Raw genomic sequence first — 15,853 nt, 5'->3', positions numbered from 1 at the left:
TCAGGCTCCCTTCCTGGTGCGGCGTTCCGTCGGCTGGGTCACGCGGTCGAGCATCAGGCCGAGGCAGACGATCGCGGCGCCCGCGACCAGGCCGGTCGCCAGGTCTCCCTGGGCCAGGCCGAAGACGGCGTCGTAGCCGAGCGCGCCACCGCCGACCAGGCCGCCGATGATGACGACGGCGAGGACGAGGACGACGCCCTGGTTGACGGCGAGGAGCAACGCCGGTCGGGCGAGCGGGAGTTGGACCTGCCGCAGCTGCTGGGCGCTGGTCGCGCCGAGCGAGCGGGCCGACTCCAGGGCGGCCGGGTCGACCTGGCGCAGGCCCTGTGCGGTGATGCGGACGACGGCGGGGAGGGCGTAGACGACGGCCGCCGCTACGGCGGGGGCGCGACCCACGCCGAACAGGGCGACGACCGGGATCAGGTACACGAACTGCGGCATCGTCTGGCAGACGTCGAGGACGGGGCGCAGGGCGCGTTCGAAGCGGTCGCTGCGGGCGGCGGCGATGCCGGTCGCGAAGCCGAGGACGAGGGTGACGGCCACGGCGGCCAGCACCTGCGACAGCGTGTCGAGCGACGGCTTCCACACGCCGAGGACACCGATCGCGGCCATGGCGAGGACGGCGGTGAGCGCGGTGCGCCAGGTGCCGATCACCCAGGCCAGGGCGGCGACGATCAGCAGCACGGACCACCAGGGCAGCCACTGAAGTCCGTCGCGTACGGGGTCCAGGACCCAGGTGGTGAAGTGGCCGGCCCAGTCGGCGGTGCCGCCGAGGTAGGGGACGCCGGAGTAGAGGTGGGCGGTCATCCAGTCGACGACGCGGTTCACCGGTTCGGCGATGTCCAGGGTCCAGCCGGAGGGCCAGTCCAGGGCGCCGGCGAGACGGACGGCCACCGCTACGACCACGGTGGCGCCGAGGGCGTACAGCCACCGGCGCGGGTCCGAAGCCGTGGGTTCGTCGGTCTGCTCCCCCGCAGCCGCCGTGACCCGGTCGAGTACGACGGCCAGGAGCACGATCGGGATGCCGGCGGCCAGGGCCGCGCCCACGTCCACGGAGGCGAGGGCCTGGTAGACACGGTCGCCGAGGCCTCCGGCGCCGATGACGGAGGCGATGACGGCCATGGACAGGGCCATCATGATCGTCTGGTTGAGGCCGAGGAGGAGCTGTTTGCGGGCCAGTGGGATGCGGGCGGTCAACAGGCGTTGGCGTCCGGTGGCGCCCAGGGACTCGACGGCCTCCAGGACCTCCGGGTCGGCGTTGCGCAGGCCGAGTGCGGTGAGGCGGGCCATGGGCGGGGCGGCGTAGACGACGGTGGCGAGGACGGCTGCGGGGACGCCGATCCCGAAGACGAGGACGACGGGGAGGAGATAGGCGAAGGCCGGGAGCACCTGCATGGTGTCCAGGACCGGGCGCAGCGCGCGGTCCGTCCGCTCCGAGAGGCCACCGGCCAGGCCGAGCAACGCGCCCACGACGACCGAGGCGAGCACCGCGACCACCATGAGCGCGAGCGTCTGCATGGTCGGCACCCACATACCGAGCAGCCCGCAGACGAGGAAGGCGACCCCGGTCCCGACCGCGAGCCGAACACCGGCCACCCGCCAGGCGACGAGCGCGCCGAACGCGGTGACGCCGGCCCAGCCCGCGGCGAGCAGCACCAGGTAGACGGCGCGTACGGACAGGACGACGGCGTCGCTGATGTAGCCGAAGAAGTAGAGGAACAGCGGGTGGCTGTCGCGGTTGTCGATGATCCAGTCGTTGGCCCGGCCCAGCGGTCCGGACAGGTCGACGGTGAGGGCGCCCGGCCAACTGCCGCTGGACCAGTGGGCGTTGGCGAGCGGCACAAGGACCGCCGCGGCGAGCGCGAGCAGCAGCAGCTTGTGCGCGGCCCGGTGCCGGAGGACGCCGGGAAGGGCAAGGCGCGGGGCGGGCGCGGTGACCGTGGCCATCAGACCGCCTCCTTGCCGATATGGGCGAGCTCCGCCCCCGCCACGACGTCCAGCAGCCGTGCCTGGTCGACCACGCCCAGACAGCGGCCGTCCTCCACGACACAGGCGGGCCGGCCGCTGCGGGACACGACCTTGATCGCCTCGGCGACGACCGCGTCCGCCGCGAGCGCACCGGGATGCTCCCCGCCTCCGCAGGCCCCGGGCCGCATCGCCGTGCGGACCGTCATGACGTCGGCACGCGGTACGTCCCGTACGAACTCGCGGACGTAGTCGTCGGCCGGGGAGCCCACGATCTCCTCGGGGGTGCCGAGTTGGACGATCCGGCCGTCGCGCATCAGGGCGATGCGGTCGCCGAGCTTCAACGCCTCGTTCAGGTCGTGGGTGATGAAGACCATCGTGCGGCCCTCCTCGTGGTGCAGCCGGACGACCTCCTCCTGCATGTCGCGCCGGATCAGCGGGTCGAGCGCGCTGAACGGCTCGTCGAACAGCAGGACTTGGGGGTCGACCGCCAAGGCCCGGGCCAGGCCCACCCGTTGACGCTGGCCGCCGGACAGCTGGCCGGGGCGCCGCTGCTCCATGCCCTCCAGGCCGACCTTGGTGACGACCTCGGCGGCCCGGCGGCGGCGCTCGGCCCTGCCGACGCCCTGGATTTCGAGACCGTAGGCGACGTTGTCGAGGACCGTGCGGTGCGGGAGGAGGCCGAAGTGCTGGAAGACCATCGCGGCGCGGTGGCGGCGGAGTTCGCGCAACCGCGACCTGTCCATGGCGCGGACGTCCTCGCCGTCGATGGCGATCGAGCCCGCAGTCGGTTCGATGAGGCGGGTGAGGCAGCGGACGAGCGTGGACTTGCCGGAGCCGGACAGGCCCATCACCACGAAGACCTCGCCCTTGCGCACGTCGAAGGAGACGTCGCGGACGGCGGCGGTGCAGCCGGTGCGGGTGCGGAGTTCGGCGGTGCCGAGGGCGGCGAGTTCGGGGTCGGCGGGGATGTGGTCGGCCTTCGGGCCGAAGACCTTCCACAGGCCCTCCACGGAGAAGACAGGACTACTGGTCATCACGCACCGCCCCCGATCAGATCGACGGCCCGTTCGCCGACCATGAGCACCCCGATCATCGGGTTCACAGCGGGCATGGCCGGGAAGACGGAGGCGTCGGCGATACGGAGGCCGTCCAGGCCGCGGACCCTCAACTCGGGGTCCACCACGGCCAGTTCGTCGGTATCGGCGCCCATGCGGCAGGTGCCCGCCGGGTGGTAGACGGTGTGGGCGACCTTGCGGGCGTACTCGCTCAGTTCGGCGTCGCCGAGGATCTCCGGGCCGGGGGCGACTTCCCGCTTGAGCCAGCGCGCGAGGGGTTCGGTGCGGGCGATCTCGCGGGCGATGCGGATGCCGTCGACGAGGGTGCGGGCGTCGTAGTCGTCCTCGTCGGTGAAGTAGCGGAAGTCGAGGGCGGGTTTGACGGCAGGGTCGGCGCTCTCCAGATACAGGCGCCCCCGGCTCTTCGGCTTGGGGATGTTCGGCGTCATGGAGACGCCGAACTCGGGGCGCTCGTAACCGAGCCGCTCGGCGTTGTCGGTGAAGGGGACCTGGTAGAAGTGGAACATCAGGTCGGGGCCCGGCTGTCCGGGGTCGCGGCGCACGAACAGACCCGCGTCGGAGTCCATCGCGGAGTTCTCCGGGATCGGCCCGTCGGTCTCCCAGACGATCACCGACTCGGGGTGGTCGAGAAGGTTCTCGCCGACGCCCGGCAGGTCGACCGCGACCGGGATGCCGAGCGCTTCGAGGTCCTTGCGGGGGCCGATGCCCGAGTGCAGGAGGAGGCGCGGGGAGTCGACGGCCCCGGCGCAGAGGACGACCTCGCGGCGGGCGCGGACGAGGAGTTCCTCGCCGTCCTTGGTGCGGACGTGGACACCCTCGGCGCGGGTGCCGTCCAGTTCCAGCCGGTGCGCCCAGGTCTCGAGGAAGATGGTCAGGTTGGGGCGCTCGTCCATCACCGGGTGCAGATAGGCCACAGACGCGCTGGACCGCTTGTTGTTCTCCGGGTGGTAGGCGAGGTCGAAGAAGCCGACGCCGTCCGTGAAGGGCGCCTTGTTGAAGCCCTCGACGCGCGGGACGTCCAGCGCCTCCTGGGCCGCGTCGACGAAGTCGCGGGCGATGGCGTTCCGGTCCTTCTCGTCGACGGGGACGATGTTGTTGAGGAGGCGGGCGTAGTACGCCTCCATCGATATCGCGCCCCAGCCCTTGGCGCCGGCGGCCTCCCACTCGTCCCAGTCGGAGGGCAGCGGCTTGAAGGCGATGAGGGTGTTGTGCGAGGAGCAGCCGCCGAGGACGCGGGCGCGGCTGTGCCGGATGTGCGAGTTGCCGCGCGGCTGCTCGGTGGTCGGGTAGTCGTAGTCCAGTTCGCCGCCGAGGAGGCCCATCCAGCGGCGCAGGGTCAGTACGTCCTCGCGGCCGACGTCGCTGGGGCCGCCCTCGATGACGGCGACGGTGACGTCGGGGTTCTCGGTGAGGCGGGAGGCGATGACGGAGCCTGCGGTGCCGCCGCCGATGACGACGTAGTCGTACGAGTACGAGCTCTCGTGCTCGGGCATGGGGGTACTCACTCCAGTGGGGGCTGGGGGTTGAAGGGGACGTGGGACGGTCCGCGAAGCCGGTGGGGCTCAGCCCGCGAACCAGCGCACCGGCCCCGGCGCCAGGTTCTGGTAGACGTGCTTGGCCTCGCGGTACTCGGCGAGTCCGGCGGGGCCGAGCTCGCGGCCCACACCGCTCTTTCCGAAGCCGCCCCACTCCGCCTGCGGGAGGTAGGGGTGGAAGTCGTTGATCCAGACGGTGCCGTGCCGCAGCCGTCCGGCGACGCGGCGCGCGCGGCCCGCGTCGGTGGTCCAGACGGCGCCCGCGAGGCCGTACTCGGTGTCGTTGGCGAGCGCGACGGCCTCGTCCTCGGTGCGGAAGGTCTCGACGGTGAGGACCGGCCCGAAGACCTCTTCGCGTACGACGGTCATCTCGCGGTGGCACTGGTCGAGGACGGTCGGCTCGTAGAAGTAGCCGGTGGCGGGGCGGGTCGCGGAGGGCTCGGGGCGCCTGCCGCCGGAGCGGAGCACCGCGCCCTCCGCGAGCGCGCCGGCGACGTACGACTCGGTCTTGGCACGCTGCTGTTCGGAGACGAGCGGGCCGCACTCGACGCCGTCCTCGGTGCCCCGGCCGAGCCTGATCTTCGCGGCGCGGCGGGCGAGTTCGGCGACGAAGCGTTCCCGGACGGTCTCCTCGACGATGAGCCGGGCGCCCGCCGAGCAGACCTGGCCGCTGTGGATGAAGGCCGCGTTGAGGGCCTGGTCGACGGCGGTGTCGAAGCCCTCCTCGGTGGCGCAGGCGTCGGCGAAGACGACGTTGGGGTTCTTGCCGCCGAGTTCGAGGGCGACCTTCTTCACGGTCACGGCGGCGGCCTGCGCCACCTTCGTGCCGCTGACGAGGCCGCCGGTGAAGGAGACGAGGTCGACGTCGGGGTGCTCGGCGAGCCGGGCGCCGACCGTGTGGCCGGGGCCCGTGACGATGTTGGCCGCACCGCTCGGCAGTCCGGCCTCGACCAGCAGGTCGATGAGGGCGATCGTCGTCAGCGGGGTGATCTCGCTGGGCTTGACGACGAAGGTGTTGCCGGCCGCGAGGGCGGGCGCGATCTTCCAACTCGCCTGGAGAAGTGGGTAGTTCCAGGGGGTGATCAGCGCGCAGACGCCGACGGGCTCGTACACGACGACGCTGTGGACGTCGGGCGTGCCCGCGTCGACGACCCGGCCGGGAGCCTCGGCGGCGACGAGGTCGGCGAAGTAGCGGAAGGCGTCGGCGACGCAGTCGATGTCGACCCGGCCTTCTTCCACGGTCTTGCCCGCGTCGCGGCTCTCCAGCAGGCCGAGCCGCTCGCGGTCGCGCACCAGCAGGTCGGCGACGCGACGGAGCAGGGCGGCGCGCTCGGCGACGGGCGTTCGCGGCCAGGCGCCCGCGCCGCCGTCGAAGGCGGCGCGGGCGGCGGCTACGGCTATGTCGGTGTCCTTCTCATCGCCCTCCGCGACCACGGCGAACGGCAGCGCGTCCGCGGGGTCGATGATCTCGCGGGTGGCACCGGAGACCGCTTCCAGCCACTCCCCACCCGCATGAATGGTCTTCCCCACCTGCTGTTCCGTCTTGTCGGCCATGATCGGTAATGCCTTCCGTTCCTGTTCAGAGCCCGAGCGTCACCTAACTGTCACTCTCGGGGACTGCGAGCGCCTGCCCGGACCGTCCGTATGCATGCGCAATCCATGGCCGAAAGTGGGCCGGGTCACTGAACAGGGACACAGACACCGCACCACCATGGACTCCGACGACTCCTTTGACTAAAGTCAAAGAAATATGGAGCCAGTAACGGAATCCGCACCGGTGGTACGGCCGGAGGACATCGCCGCCCTCCGCCGCTTCAACCGCTACTTCACCCGCCGTATCGGCGCCCTCGACGACCACTACCTCGGCCAGGACCGCCCCCTCGGCGAGGCTCGGCTGCTCTTCGAGATCGGTGACGGTGTCTCGCTGCGCGAACTGCGCGGCCGGCTCGCCCTGGACGCGGGCTATCTGAGCAGGATGGCGAAGTCCCTGGAGACGCAGGGACTGGTCCGGCTGACCGTGCCGCCGCACGACACCCGGCTGCGCCTGATCGAGCTGACCCCGGCCGGACGGGTCGAGGTCGAGGAGCAGCACCGCCGCGCCGACGCGCTCGCCACCGGTCTCCTCACCACCCTCACCGCACCCCAGCGCACCGAACTCACCGACGCGTTGGCGACCACCCAGCGCCTCCTCCGACTGGCCGGCATCACGGTCGCCCTGGTCGACGGCGCCACCGAGGACGCCCGCGGCTGCCTCGACGCCTACGCCGCCGACATCGACGCCCGCTTCCCCGAGGGCTTCGACAAGACCGATCTCGTACGGCCGGAGGAGGTCACCGGCGACGCGGGCGCGTTCTTCGTCGCGTACGAGGAGGAACGGCCGGTCGCGTGCGGGGCGCTACGGACCCTGGAGCCCGGGGTCGGCGAGATCCGGCACGTCTGGGTCCACCCCGACGCCCGCCGCCTGGGCCTCGCCCGCCGCATCCTGACCGAACTCGAACTCGCCGCCGTGGCCCACGACTTCGCCGTCGTACGACTCGACACGCACGCGACGCTCACGGAGGCGCAGGCGATGTACCGGGCGTGCGGATACACCGAGATCCCGGCCTACGTCGACCATGTCTACGCGTCCCACTGGTTCGAGAAGCGGCTGACCGGCGCCCGCTGACCCACCTCCCCCGACAGCAACTCCCGCACGCAGGCCCGCAGCCAAAGCGTGCGCCGGGTCGGCATCATGCCGTGGATGCCAGGCCAACCCCAGCTTGAGCGTGGGCAGTTGGAAGGGCACGTCGAAAGGGACCAGACCCAGGGAGTCAGCGAGCGGCACGGTCCAGTAGCCGATCAGGTCGGTGTCGCGCAGCACGAACAGTGAGGCGGGGAAGGTGCGGACGGCGTCCACCACCCGGCTCGTCCTCGCCGCCACGGCACTTGTGATCGCCGGACACTGCGACCACCCCACCACACGCACTATCGCGTCTGGCGCGAAACGCGTAATATCGCGTCGCATCCGACTGTCAACTCCCCTCACTCACCGCCCAGTTGAGGAGCCCTCTTGCCCACCGCCCTCCTGAACCCCGTCCTCGATCTGCTGACCCTCCGCGGCACGGTCACCGCCGCCGAACCGATCACCGCCCGGATGCGCCGGCTGCGCGTGGAGGGCGACGCCCTCGCCGGCCTCGACGTCCGCCCCGGCCAGCAGGTACGCGTCCTGGTCACCGGCCTGACCCTTCGTACGTATTCGGTGTGGCGCCACGACCCGTCAGGCGCCGTCGAGTTGTGCGTGCTGGACCATTCCGAAGGAGGGCCCGGGGCCCGCTGGGGGAAGAGCGTCGGCGTCGGCGAGCAGGTGCGCCTGAGGAAGCCCGAGGGCACCTTCACCCTCCGTCCCGACGCCACCCACCACGTCTTCGTCGGCGAGGAGACGGCCTCCGTCGCCTTCGGCGCGATGCTGGCCGCGCTGCCCGAGGGGGCGCGGATCTCCGGTGCCGTGGAGACGGAGTCGGACGCGGACCGGCTGCCGCTGGCCCACTCCGACCGCCTCAACTGGCTGACCAGGGGCGGGACTTCACTCCCGGACGCGGTGCAGGACCTCGCCCCCGAGCCGGGCGGGATCGCCTACGTCGCCGGGGAGGCCCGGACCGTGCAGGCCGTACGGCAGGTGCTCGTAAGGGAGTTGGGCTGGGACCGGCGCTCCGTCCTCACCAAGCCGTTCTGGGCGCCGGGGAAGCGGGGGCTGGAGTAGGGGCCGCAGGTCAGCAGCTCGCGCCCGCCGGACAGAAGGAAGCCACCGCTTCGGCGAGCGGGTCCCTGACCAGGGCGGACGGCTGGGACTCGGGGCCGCTGACGTGGATCGCGTAGAGCGAGCCGTCCGCCGCCTCGAAGCGGTGGTCGATCACCCGGCGGGCGCCGTTGTCCGGGTCGTCGTAGCGGTAGGTGAGTTCGGCCCAGGTGGGGCCGGAGGCGCGGTCGAGGACCCGGTAGCCGGGCCGGCGGGCGAAGCCGTAGCCGGGGGCGTGCTCGGCCAGGTCCAGGGACTCGGCCGGGGAGGGCTCGGAGACGCGGAAGATCTGCAGGCGGCGGGTGCCGTCCGGGGAGTCGTAGGAGATCACCGGGGCCTTGGCACCCTGCCGTTGGGCGCGGGTCCAGCCCCGGGGGATCTCGACGGTGTAGCCGGTGGGGTCCTGGGCGGTGCGGTACGACGATCCGGGCCCGGTCGTGCCCGCACCCGCACCGGTGCCAGCGCCAGCGCTCGTACCTGTACTCGCGCTCGTGCTCGTGCTCGCGTGGTCATGGGTCACGCGCCCGTGCGTGACGTACCAGAAGCCACCGCCCGCGCCCGCGCCCAGCACGACCGCGGCGACGACCGCGAGGACCACCCGCCGGACCCGCCGGTCGGGCACCGGTGCGGGAGCCGGAGCCGGGACGGGAGCCGGCGGCGACACCCACGCCGGCGGGGTCAGCGAGGTCTGCGTCTCCGCCGTCGACCACACCGACCAGGGCGCCTGCCCTCTCTCCTCGCTCGGCCCGCGCTCCGCCCCGAAGCCGTTCCAGTCGCTCATCACGAAACCCCCGAATCACCCCAGCGCGTACCTCTTCGTACGTCTTCCGAAAGTAGCGGTGGAAACAGGAAACGGGCCCTGTTCCGGCCGTAACCGGAACAGGGCCCGTGCAAGCCCGTGACAGAGCCGTGGCGAACGGCCCCCGGGGGTGGCTCAGATGAGGCCGAGGGAGCGGACCGCCTCGCGCTCCTCCTCCAGCTCCTTCACCGACGCGTCGATGCGGGCGCGGGAGAACTCGTTGATGTCCAGGCCCTGGACGATCTCGTGGACGCCGTCCTTCGTGGTGACCGGGAAGGAGGAGATGAGGCCCTCGGGGACGCCGTAGGAGCCGTCCGAGGGGATGCCCATGGAGGTCCAGTCGCCGTCCGCGGTGCCGTTGACCCAGGTGTACACGTGGTCGATGGCGGCGTTGGCGGCGGAGGCGGCGGAGGACGCGCCGCGGGCCTCGATGATCGCGGCGCCACGCTTGGCGACGGTCGGGATGAAGTCCTCGGCGAGCCACTTCTCGTCGTTCACGGTCTCGGCGGCGTTCTTGCCGGCGACCGTGGCGTGGAAGATGTCGGGGTACTGGGTGGCGGAGTGGTTGCCCCAGATGGTCAGGCGCTTGATGTCGGCGACCGTGGTGCCCGTCTTCTTCGCGAGCTGGGTCAGCGCGCGGTTGTGGTCCAGGCGGGTCATCGCGGTGAAGCGCTCGGCCGGTACGTCCGGGGCGGCGGCCTGCGCGATGAGCGCGTTGGTGTTGGCCGGGTTGCCGACGACGAGGACCTTGATGTCGTCCGCGGCGTTGTCGTTGATGGCCTTGCCCTGCGGCTTGAAGATGCCGCCGTTGGCGGAGAGCAGGTCACCGCGCTCCATGCCCTTGGTGCGGGGGCGGGCGCCGACGAGGAGGGCGACGTTGGTGCCGTCGAAGGCGACGTTCGGGTCGTCCGTGATGTCGATGCCCTGAAGGAGCGGGAAGGCGCAGTCGTCGAGCTCCATCGCCGTGCCCTCGGCGGCCTTGAGCGCCGGGGTGATCTCCAGGAGACGCAGCCGGACCGGCACGTCCGCGCCGAGCAGCTGGCCGGAGGCGATGCGGAAGAGCAGGGCGTAACCGATCTGGCCGGCCGCGCCGGTGACGGTGACGTTCACGGGAGTGCGGGTCATGGCGTTCTCCGTTATGACAGCTGGCGGTGGGGCGGCACTGCCCCGGGGTGCGGGACGTACAAATGATCGATCTCTTGGCGTCAAGAGATCCACCGGTCAGGCTATCGCGCATCCGGGATCGCGGACTGCCGGGTCCGTGTGGCCCACCCCACAGCGCCCGGATCGTGGCACGGAAAAGGCGGCCGTCCGGCTCGGGAGAGGAACACCGGACGACCGCCGTAGGGGTACCGGGAGTCCGGACTCCCGTGGGGGTACGGATCGCCTGCCCCTGATCCGGGGCGGGCATTCCCCACGTTCACCGAATCCCCACATATGTGCTCTAGGTCGTGCACCCCTTCTGCCCCGACGCGAGCGTCACGCAGGCCTTCGCCTCGCCGGCGTCCTTCACCGCCACCATCGGGGTGTAGGCGATGTTGTCGCCGGCCGCCGTGATGCTGTCGCCCTCCTTGGCGGTGCCGGCGCTCACCCGGACGGAGTCCCCCGGCACTCCGGCGGTGATACGGCCCCAGGCGGCTCCGCAGGTCTTGCTGTAGCGGACCTCGACGACGGTCGTGCCGACGGTCGCGGTCTTGGCGGTCGTCGCCGCGCCCGCGTCCGTGGTGCAGCCCATGGCCTCGGCGTCCTTGCCGGTGCAGCCCGCGCCCACGCACTTCACTCCGGCCGGCAGGTCGGGGTTCGTGCCGACGGACGGCGAGGCCGAGGTGTGCGTGGCGGTCGTCTTCCTGCCCCCGCCCCCGTGGTTGGTGAACAGGAACACGGCCGCGATCACGACCAGCACCCCGAGAACTCCGGCACTGAACATCAGCAACCGCCGCCTGGCACCGGCCAGTCCATCCGGCGGTCCCGGCCGGGGCGCCCGCGGCAGTTCGCCGTGCGGCACCGGGGCCTCCGGCGCCCGCCCGGCCCCCGGCCGCACAGCCGCGCCACCCGACTGCCCCGGCCCGGACCCGGACACCGGCCCCGCATACCCGGCCAGCCCCCACGAGTTGCCGACCTGCGAGGCACCTTCCCGTACGTCGCTCTCGGGCGCCGCAGGCTGCGGCGGCACCGTCGGGGACACCCCCGCCGGGCCCGCGATCCCCGGGGTCGCGGTGACACTGCCGCCCTTGCGCGGCGACTTGCCGCCCTCGGTCTTCCCGCCCTCGGCCTTGCCGCTCTGCGCCTTGCCGCCCTGCGCGTTCGCCGGAGGCGCCCCGAACTCGCCGAGCGCGGCACGCGCCTGCGAGATCCGCATCGCCTCCATGGTCATGTCGTGCCGCATCTCCGAACGGCTCCAGGCCCGCTCGGCCAGCTCCCACATCGTGGTCAGATGGACGGGATGGGTACCGGTGACCTCCGCGAGGGCGACGATCGCACCCTTCGGCGCGAGGAGCCGGCCATTGAGATAGCGCTCCCAGGACGTCTTGCTGTAACCCGTGCGGTCGGCCACCGCCGCGACGCTCAGGCCGCTGCGGTCCACGAGCCGGCGCAGCTGACCCGCGAACTCCTTGACCTGCGGATCGAGTTCATCCGGCAAGGCCCTCCAACGAGGCATTGCTTCCCCCCTCTGCCCTGAATTGCCCACGCTAACGCGGTTGTTGGTCGAGTTCGTTGCAAATCCGCAAACTTGTCAATACATCGACACACTGGGCACATAGTGGCCTTCACCCGAGCACGACAGCTCCCACGACGGCCATGAGAAGCATCAGAACCAGCAGCACCAGCGCGTATCGGAGCAGTCGTCCGCCGGGTCCGCTCTCCCCCTTCCGGGGCGGCGTGTCCCACCAGGGCAGGGTCGGATCGTCCCGGTACTCGTCCCCGCCGGGCGCCTTCTCCGGGACGGTGACCGGGCGGGGCCATGCCTGGACCGCCAACTCCCAGCGCACACCGATGCGTTCGGGGTCGGTGCCGGCCACCCGGCACAGCGCGACGACCGCCTGCCGGGGCGGGGGCTGGCCCGCATTGAGATAGCGGTGCCAGGAGGACTTGCTGTACGCGGTGCGGGCGCCGAGCGCCGCCAGGCTCAGTCCGGTGCGGTCCTTGAGGAGGCGCAGGTGTTCCACGAAGTGCCGTACCTCCGCCGGCAGTTCGTCCGGCAGCGGCTGCCAGCCGCTCATCGCACCTCCACCGCCCGCCTGCTCGCTCGCCCGTCCCACTTGCCCGTTCCGAGCGAAATGACGACGCCGGAAGGGGAACGGTTCCCTCGTCGCCGCGGGGTGCGGACCGCGTAGCGAAACGGTCACCTCCCTGCCACAGCGCGCTGACAGCCGTTGAAGAGCCCGCCCCCGGCGCGGCACGCTGAAACGCAGACGGCGGCACGTCCCTGCTCGGGGGAGGGGACGGGCCGCCGTCGTGTGTCGTGAACCGACCGGCTGTCAGCCGGTGTTGACCGTGTAGTGCAGCGTGTCCTTCAGGAACGGGATCACCAGCCAAGGCTTCGGCTGCGCCATCATCGCCAGCAGGACGATCGCGAGGCCGAGCACGCAGTAGGTGACGACGTCGGTGAAGCGGGAGCGTACGGCGAGCATGCCGACGTCCGGCAGGACCCAGCGCAGCACGGCGCCGGCCAGCAGGGCGGCGCCGATGAGCAGGGTGCCGTAGCGGAAGACGTCGAAGGCGGTCAGCAGGAGGCCGAGGCCGACCGTGCCGAGCACCGCGAGGATGGGCCACTGGCGGGCCGGTGCCGGGGCGGCGCCGGACGCGGCCCGGCCGCCGCCCTCGGGGCGGGCGGTGTCGCGGGTGAAGAGGGGGAAGCGGCGGGTGGTGCGGCGCGGGATGCCGTCGGCGCCGGGGGCGCTGACGGGATCCGTCACCTCGATGTCGTCCACGGCGTCCGTCCTCCTGCCGGCCGGTTCCTTGCTGTCAGGCGACACTGCGCTCCGCCGCCTCGACCACGTTGACGAGCAGCTGGGCGCGGGTCATCGGGCCGACTCCGCCGGGGTTCGGGGAGATCCAGGCGGCGACCTCGGCGACACCCGGGTGGACGTCGCCCACGATCTTGCCGTCGGCGTTCCGCGAGACCCCGACGTCGAGGACGGCGGCACCCGGCTTCACGTCCTCGGGCCGGATCAGATGGGCGGAACCGGCGGCGGCGACGATGATGTCGGCGCGCTTGAGGTGGGAGGAGAGGTCGCGGGTGCCGGTGTGGCACTGGGTCACGGTGGCGTTCTCGCTGCGCCGGGTGAGCAGGAGCGGCATCGGGCGGCCGATGGTGACCCCGCGTCCGACGACCACGACCTCGGCGCCCTTGATCTCCACGCCGTAGCGGCGCAGGAGGGTCAGCACACCGTTCGGGGTGCAGGGCAGCGGGGCGGGCTCGTTGAGGACGAGGCGGCCGAGGTTCATCGGGTGGAGGCCGTCGGCGTCCTTGTCCGGATCCATCAGCTCCAGGATGCGGTTCTCGTCGATGCCCTTGGGGAGCGGGAGTTGGACGATGTAGCCGGTGCAGGCCGGGTCCTCGTTGAGTTCCCGGACGACCGCCTCGATCTCCTCCTGCGTTGCGGTGGCGGGCAGTTCGCGCTGGATGGAGGCGATGCCCACCTGGGCGCAGTCGCGGTGCTTGCCCGCGACGTACTTCTGGCTGCCGGGGTCGTCCCCGACCAGGATCGTGCCGAGGCCGGGCGTGACGCCCTTCTCCTTCAGCGCCGCCACGCGGGCGGTCAGATCGGACTTGATCGCGGCTGCGGTGGCCTTGCCATCGAGAATCTGGGCGGTCATGACCCCATCCTCCCGGATGACCGGGCCCCGATTCCAATCAGGCTCCTCCACAACGCGTACGGAACATGCGGAATATACGCAATATGTGAAATTCCGCTGGACGGGGGCAACCGCCTCCAGAACCATGGGGACACAGTGCCGCGTGCAGTACCGGGGGAACGCAGCGCGTCCTTACCATGCGCACCATCCGCTTGATCCACTTGCCACAGGGCTTTCCTCCAGTCGGTGCCGCACGTCGTCCCCGCACTCGTCGAGGCAGACGGAGGAAAGACGCCATGAGTTACGGCGACCCGAACAACCCGTATCCGTATGGGCAGCCGCCCCAGCCGTCACAGCCGCCCCCACCGCCCCAGCAGCCCCCCACCGCTCCCGGCTACACCTACGGCTACGGCTATCCCCAGCAGCAGCCGCACTCCGGCTATGGCTACGGCTACCCGGGCGGCGCGACGATGCCCGCGCAGTCGATGCCCGGCCTGCTCATGACGGCCCGCGTCTTCCTGTTCATCATCTCCGCGACGCAGATCCTGGCCGGTGCGGCCTGGCTCTACTTCGGCGCCTTCGTCAGCGATGTGACGGACGACGCCACCTCCGTGGTCCCGCTGAAGTCGGTCGACGACGCCGGTCACGCGCTGGCCGGGATACTCGTGTTCTTCGGACTCGTCAGCCTCGCCTTCGCCGCCCTGTCCATCACACTGGGCGTCAAGTTCGGCCGCGGCGGCCAGGGCATCCGCGTGACCACGATGGTCTACGGCGCGCTCGGCACGCTCGTCGGCTTCATCGTCCTGATCGCCGCCCTCGACAACGGACCGGCCGCGGCGGTCCTCTACGCGCTGCTGTGGGTCGGCTTCGGCGCGGTCATCACGGCGGCCCCGATGGTCGCCGGCGGCACGGCCTGGTTCGCGCGCCCGCGCTACTGAAAACGGACCGAAAACAACAAGCGAACACATTCGCTCGCCGAACAATCCTGATGTTGCGCTTACACAACACATGAGGATTCCAACTGGACAAAAAGTGATCACCCCCACGAGCATGAGCGGCGCAGCACCGCGGTTCATGTTCGGGGGGAAAACCGCTCAAGCAACGACGTTCCTCCGCACAACCCGCATCGTCCCCACCTGAGACAGTGCAGACGGAGGAACCTCGCCATGAGCTTCGGCGATCCCAACAACCCTTACGGGCAGCCCCAGAACGCCCCGCAGGGCCAGCCCGGTTACGGCTATCCGCAGCAGCCCCCGCAGCAGGGCTACGGCTATCCCCAGGGCGGCCAGCCCGGCTACGGCTACCCCCAGCAGCCCGGCTACCCGGGCGGCCCCGGTGTGCCCGGCGCCCCGCGCATAGCCTCGATGGGCCGGCGTTTCGGCGCCCGCCTGATCGACGGGGTGATCCTCTTCGTCATCTACTTCGTGCTCTCCCTCGCGGGCGTTGCCGGCTCGATCAGCGCCATCAAGGACTGCGACCCGAACGCCTCCGACTACCAGTCCTGCGTCGACGACGCGGCGAGCCACATGGTGGGCGCGATCGGCGCGGTCATCGGCGCCCTGATGATCTGCAGCCTGCTCTACGAGTGGCTGATGATCGGTCTTGTCGGCGCGACCCTGGGCAAGATGGCCGTCGGCCTGCGTGTGGTGAAGGCCGACACCGGCCAGAAGCCGGGCCTGGGCTCCTCGATCATCCGCTGGGTCATCCCGCTGGTCGGCAGCCTCGCCTGCGGCATCGGCCAGCTCGTCGTCTACCTGTCCCCGTTCTGGGACAAGTCCGGCCGCCAGCAGGGCTGGCACGACAAGGCCGCGAGCACGATGGTCATCCAGAACTGACGGTCCCCATACGGCTCAGGGCCGTGCCACCCGATTCCCCGGGGGCACGGCCCTGAGCCGTGTGC

The 15,853-nt window shown here is 71.3% G+C and carries 14 protein-coding genes and 1 pseudogene; 4 read left to right on the top strand and 11 right to left on the bottom strand.

Going from position 1 to position 15,853, the window contains the following annotated elements; all coding sequences use genetic code 11:
- From AB0I51_RS14775 to AB0I51_RS14760, 4 genes are all read right to left on the bottom strand, one after another.
- Window positions 1-1,947, bottom strand: a complete 1,947-nt coding sequence (locus AB0I51_RS14775; RefSeq protein WP_362974964.1) for an ABC transporter permease subunit — start codon at window positions 1,945-1,947, stop codon at window positions 1-3.
- Complete coding sequence (locus tag AB0I51_RS14770; RefSeq protein ID WP_362974962.1) at window positions 1,947-3,002, bottom strand: glycine betaine/L-proline ABC transporter ATP-binding protein; 1,056 nt, start codon at window positions 3,000-3,002, stop codon at window positions 1,947-1,949. Before AB0I51_RS14770 ends, AB0I51_RS14775 begins: the two co-directional genes overlap by 1 nt.
- Window positions 3,002-4,537 carry a GMC oxidoreductase gene (locus AB0I51_RS14765; protein ID WP_362974960.1) on the bottom strand — a complete coding sequence of 512 codons (1,536 nt, stop codon included), beginning with the start codon at window positions 4,535-4,537 and terminating at the stop codon, window positions 3,002-3,004. The genes AB0I51_RS14770 and AB0I51_RS14765 overlap by 1 nt, the downstream gene beginning before the upstream one ends.
- Before the next feature lie 69 nt (window positions 4,538-4,606).
- Window positions 4,607-6,133, bottom strand: coding sequence for an aldehyde dehydrogenase family protein (locus AB0I51_RS14760; RefSeq protein WP_362974958.1), 1,527 nt, complete (start codon window positions 6,131-6,133; stop codon window positions 4,607-4,609).
- 196 nt (window positions 6,134-6,329) lie between these two features.
- On the opposite strand from AB0I51_RS14760, the gene AB0I51_RS14755 reads away from it, so the two are divergent.
- On the top strand, window positions 6,330-7,244 hold the full coding sequence (locus AB0I51_RS14755) for a helix-turn-helix domain-containing GNAT family N-acetyltransferase (RefSeq protein WP_362974956.1): 915 nt from the start codon (window positions 6,330-6,332) through the stop codon (window positions 7,242-7,244).
- On the opposite strand, the pseudogene AB0I51_RS14750 reads toward AB0I51_RS14755, so the two are convergent.
- Window positions 7,199-7,481: pseudogene (locus AB0I51_RS14750) on the bottom strand (LysR family transcriptional regulator); the annotation flags it as partial. The gene AB0I51_RS14755 and the pseudogene AB0I51_RS14750 sit on opposite strands and share 46 nt — an antisense overlap.
- Before the next feature lie 147 nt (window positions 7,482-7,628).
- Between AB0I51_RS14750 and AB0I51_RS14745 the strand changes: the two are divergent.
- The gene (locus AB0I51_RS14745) at window positions 7,629-8,318 is read left to right on the top strand and encodes a siderophore-interacting protein (protein WP_362974954.1); all 690 of its coding nucleotides are present in this window, start codon (window positions 7,629-7,631) and stop codon (window positions 8,316-8,318) included.
- Between the two features lie 10 nt (window positions 8,319-8,328).
- Here AB0I51_RS14745 and AB0I51_RS14740 read toward each other — a convergent pair whose 3' ends face one another.
- From AB0I51_RS14740 to AB0I51_RS14715, 6 genes are all read right to left on the bottom strand, one after another.
- Window positions 8,329-9,135 (bottom strand): hypothetical protein, encoded by an 807-nt coding sequence (locus tag AB0I51_RS14740; RefSeq protein WP_362974952.1) that lies wholly within the window; start codon window positions 9,133-9,135, stop codon window positions 8,329-8,331.
- Between the two features lie 153 nt (window positions 9,136-9,288).
- Window positions 9,289-10,278 (bottom strand): malate dehydrogenase, encoded by a 990-nt coding sequence (locus AB0I51_RS14735; protein ID WP_362974950.1) that lies wholly within the window; start codon window positions 10,276-10,278, stop codon window positions 9,289-9,291.
- A 319-nt stretch (window positions 10,279-10,597) separates the two neighbouring features.
- A complete protein-coding gene (locus AB0I51_RS14730; protein WP_362974948.1) occupies window positions 10,598-11,794 on the bottom strand; it encodes a DUF2690 domain-containing protein in 1,197 nt (398 codons plus the stop codon).
- Window positions 11,795-11,921: 127 nt separating this feature from the next.
- Window positions 11,922-12,374 carry a helix-turn-helix transcriptional regulator gene (locus AB0I51_RS14725; protein ID WP_362974946.1) on the bottom strand — a complete coding sequence of 151 codons (453 nt, stop codon included), beginning with the start codon at window positions 12,372-12,374 and terminating at the stop codon, window positions 11,922-11,924.
- Window positions 12,375-12,632: 258 nt separating this feature from the next.
- Window positions 12,633-13,085, bottom strand: a complete 453-nt coding sequence (locus AB0I51_RS14720) for a DUF3017 domain-containing protein (RefSeq protein WP_362974944.1) — start codon at window positions 13,083-13,085, stop codon at window positions 12,633-12,635.
- Window positions 13,086-13,119: 34 nt separating this feature from the next.
- Window positions 13,120-13,974: a bifunctional methylenetetrahydrofolate dehydrogenase/methenyltetrahydrofolate cyclohydrolase gene (locus AB0I51_RS14715; RefSeq protein ID WP_362974943.1), complete on the bottom strand. Its 855-nt coding sequence runs from the start codon at window positions 13,972-13,974 to the stop codon at window positions 13,120-13,122.
- A 275-nt stretch (window positions 13,975-14,249) separates the two neighbouring features.
- Between AB0I51_RS14715 and AB0I51_RS14710 the strand changes: the two genes are divergently transcribed.
- Window positions 14,250-14,891 (top strand): hypothetical protein, encoded by a 642-nt coding sequence (locus AB0I51_RS14710; RefSeq protein ID WP_362974941.1) that lies wholly within the window; start codon window positions 14,250-14,252, stop codon window positions 14,889-14,891.
- 228 nt (window positions 14,892-15,119) lie between these two features.
- Complete coding sequence (locus tag AB0I51_RS14705; RefSeq protein ID WP_362974939.1) at window positions 15,120-15,788, top strand: RDD family protein; 669 nt, start codon at window positions 15,120-15,122, stop codon at window positions 15,786-15,788.
- The last annotated feature ends 65 nt before the right edge of the window (window positions 15,789-15,853 follow it).

The sequence above is a fragment of the Streptomyces sp. NPDC050549 genome (assembly GCF_040655035.1).
Lineage (GTDB): Bacteria > Actinomycetota > Actinomycetes > Streptomycetales > Streptomycetaceae > Streptomyces.
Note: the sequence above shows the minus strand (reverse complement) of the source record. Positions and strands in the feature narration are given on the sequence as shown.

Excerpts from the sequence above, each read along its gene's own strand:
- AB0I51_RS14735 (WP_362974950.1), bottom strand. The coding sequence starts at position 10,278 with ATGACCCGCACTCCCGTGAACGTCACCGTCACCGGCGCGGCCGGCCAG.
- AB0I51_RS14760 (WP_362974958.1), bottom strand. The coding sequence starts at position 6,133 with ATGGCCGACAAGACGGAACAGCAGGTGGGGAAGACCATTCATGCGGGT.
- AB0I51_RS14740 (WP_362974952.1), bottom strand. The coding sequence starts at position 9,135 with ATGAGCGACTGGAACGGCTTCGGGGCGGAGCGCGGGCCGAGCGAGGAG.
- AB0I51_RS14770 (WP_362974962.1), bottom strand. The coding sequence starts at position 3,002 with ATGACCAGTAGTCCTGTCTTCTCCGTGGAGGGCCTGTGGAAGGTCTTC.
- AB0I51_RS14755 (WP_362974956.1), top strand. The coding sequence starts at position 6,330 with ATGGAGCCAGTAACGGAATCCGCACCGGTGGTACGGCCGGAGGACATC.
- AB0I51_RS14775 (WP_362974964.1), bottom strand. The coding sequence starts at position 1,947 with ATGGCCACGGTCACCGCGCCCGCCCCGCGCCTTGCCCTTCCCGGCGTC.
- AB0I51_RS14705 (WP_362974939.1), top strand. The coding sequence starts at position 15,120 with ATGAGCTTCGGCGATCCCAACAACCCTTACGGGCAGCCCCAGAACGCC.
- AB0I51_RS14715 (WP_362974943.1), bottom strand. The coding sequence starts at position 13,974 with ATGACCGCCCAGATTCTCGATGGCAAGGCCACCGCAGCCGCGATCAAG.
- AB0I51_RS14710 (WP_362974941.1), top strand. The coding sequence starts at position 14,250 with ATGAGTTACGGCGACCCGAACAACCCGTATCCGTATGGGCAGCCGCCC.
- AB0I51_RS14725 (WP_362974946.1), bottom strand. The coding sequence starts at position 12,374 with ATGAGCGGCTGGCAGCCGCTGCCGGACGAACTGCCGGCGGAGGTACGG.
- AB0I51_RS14765 (WP_362974960.1), bottom strand. The coding sequence starts at position 4,537 with ATGCCCGAGCACGAGAGCTCGTACTCGTACGACTACGTCGTCATCGGC.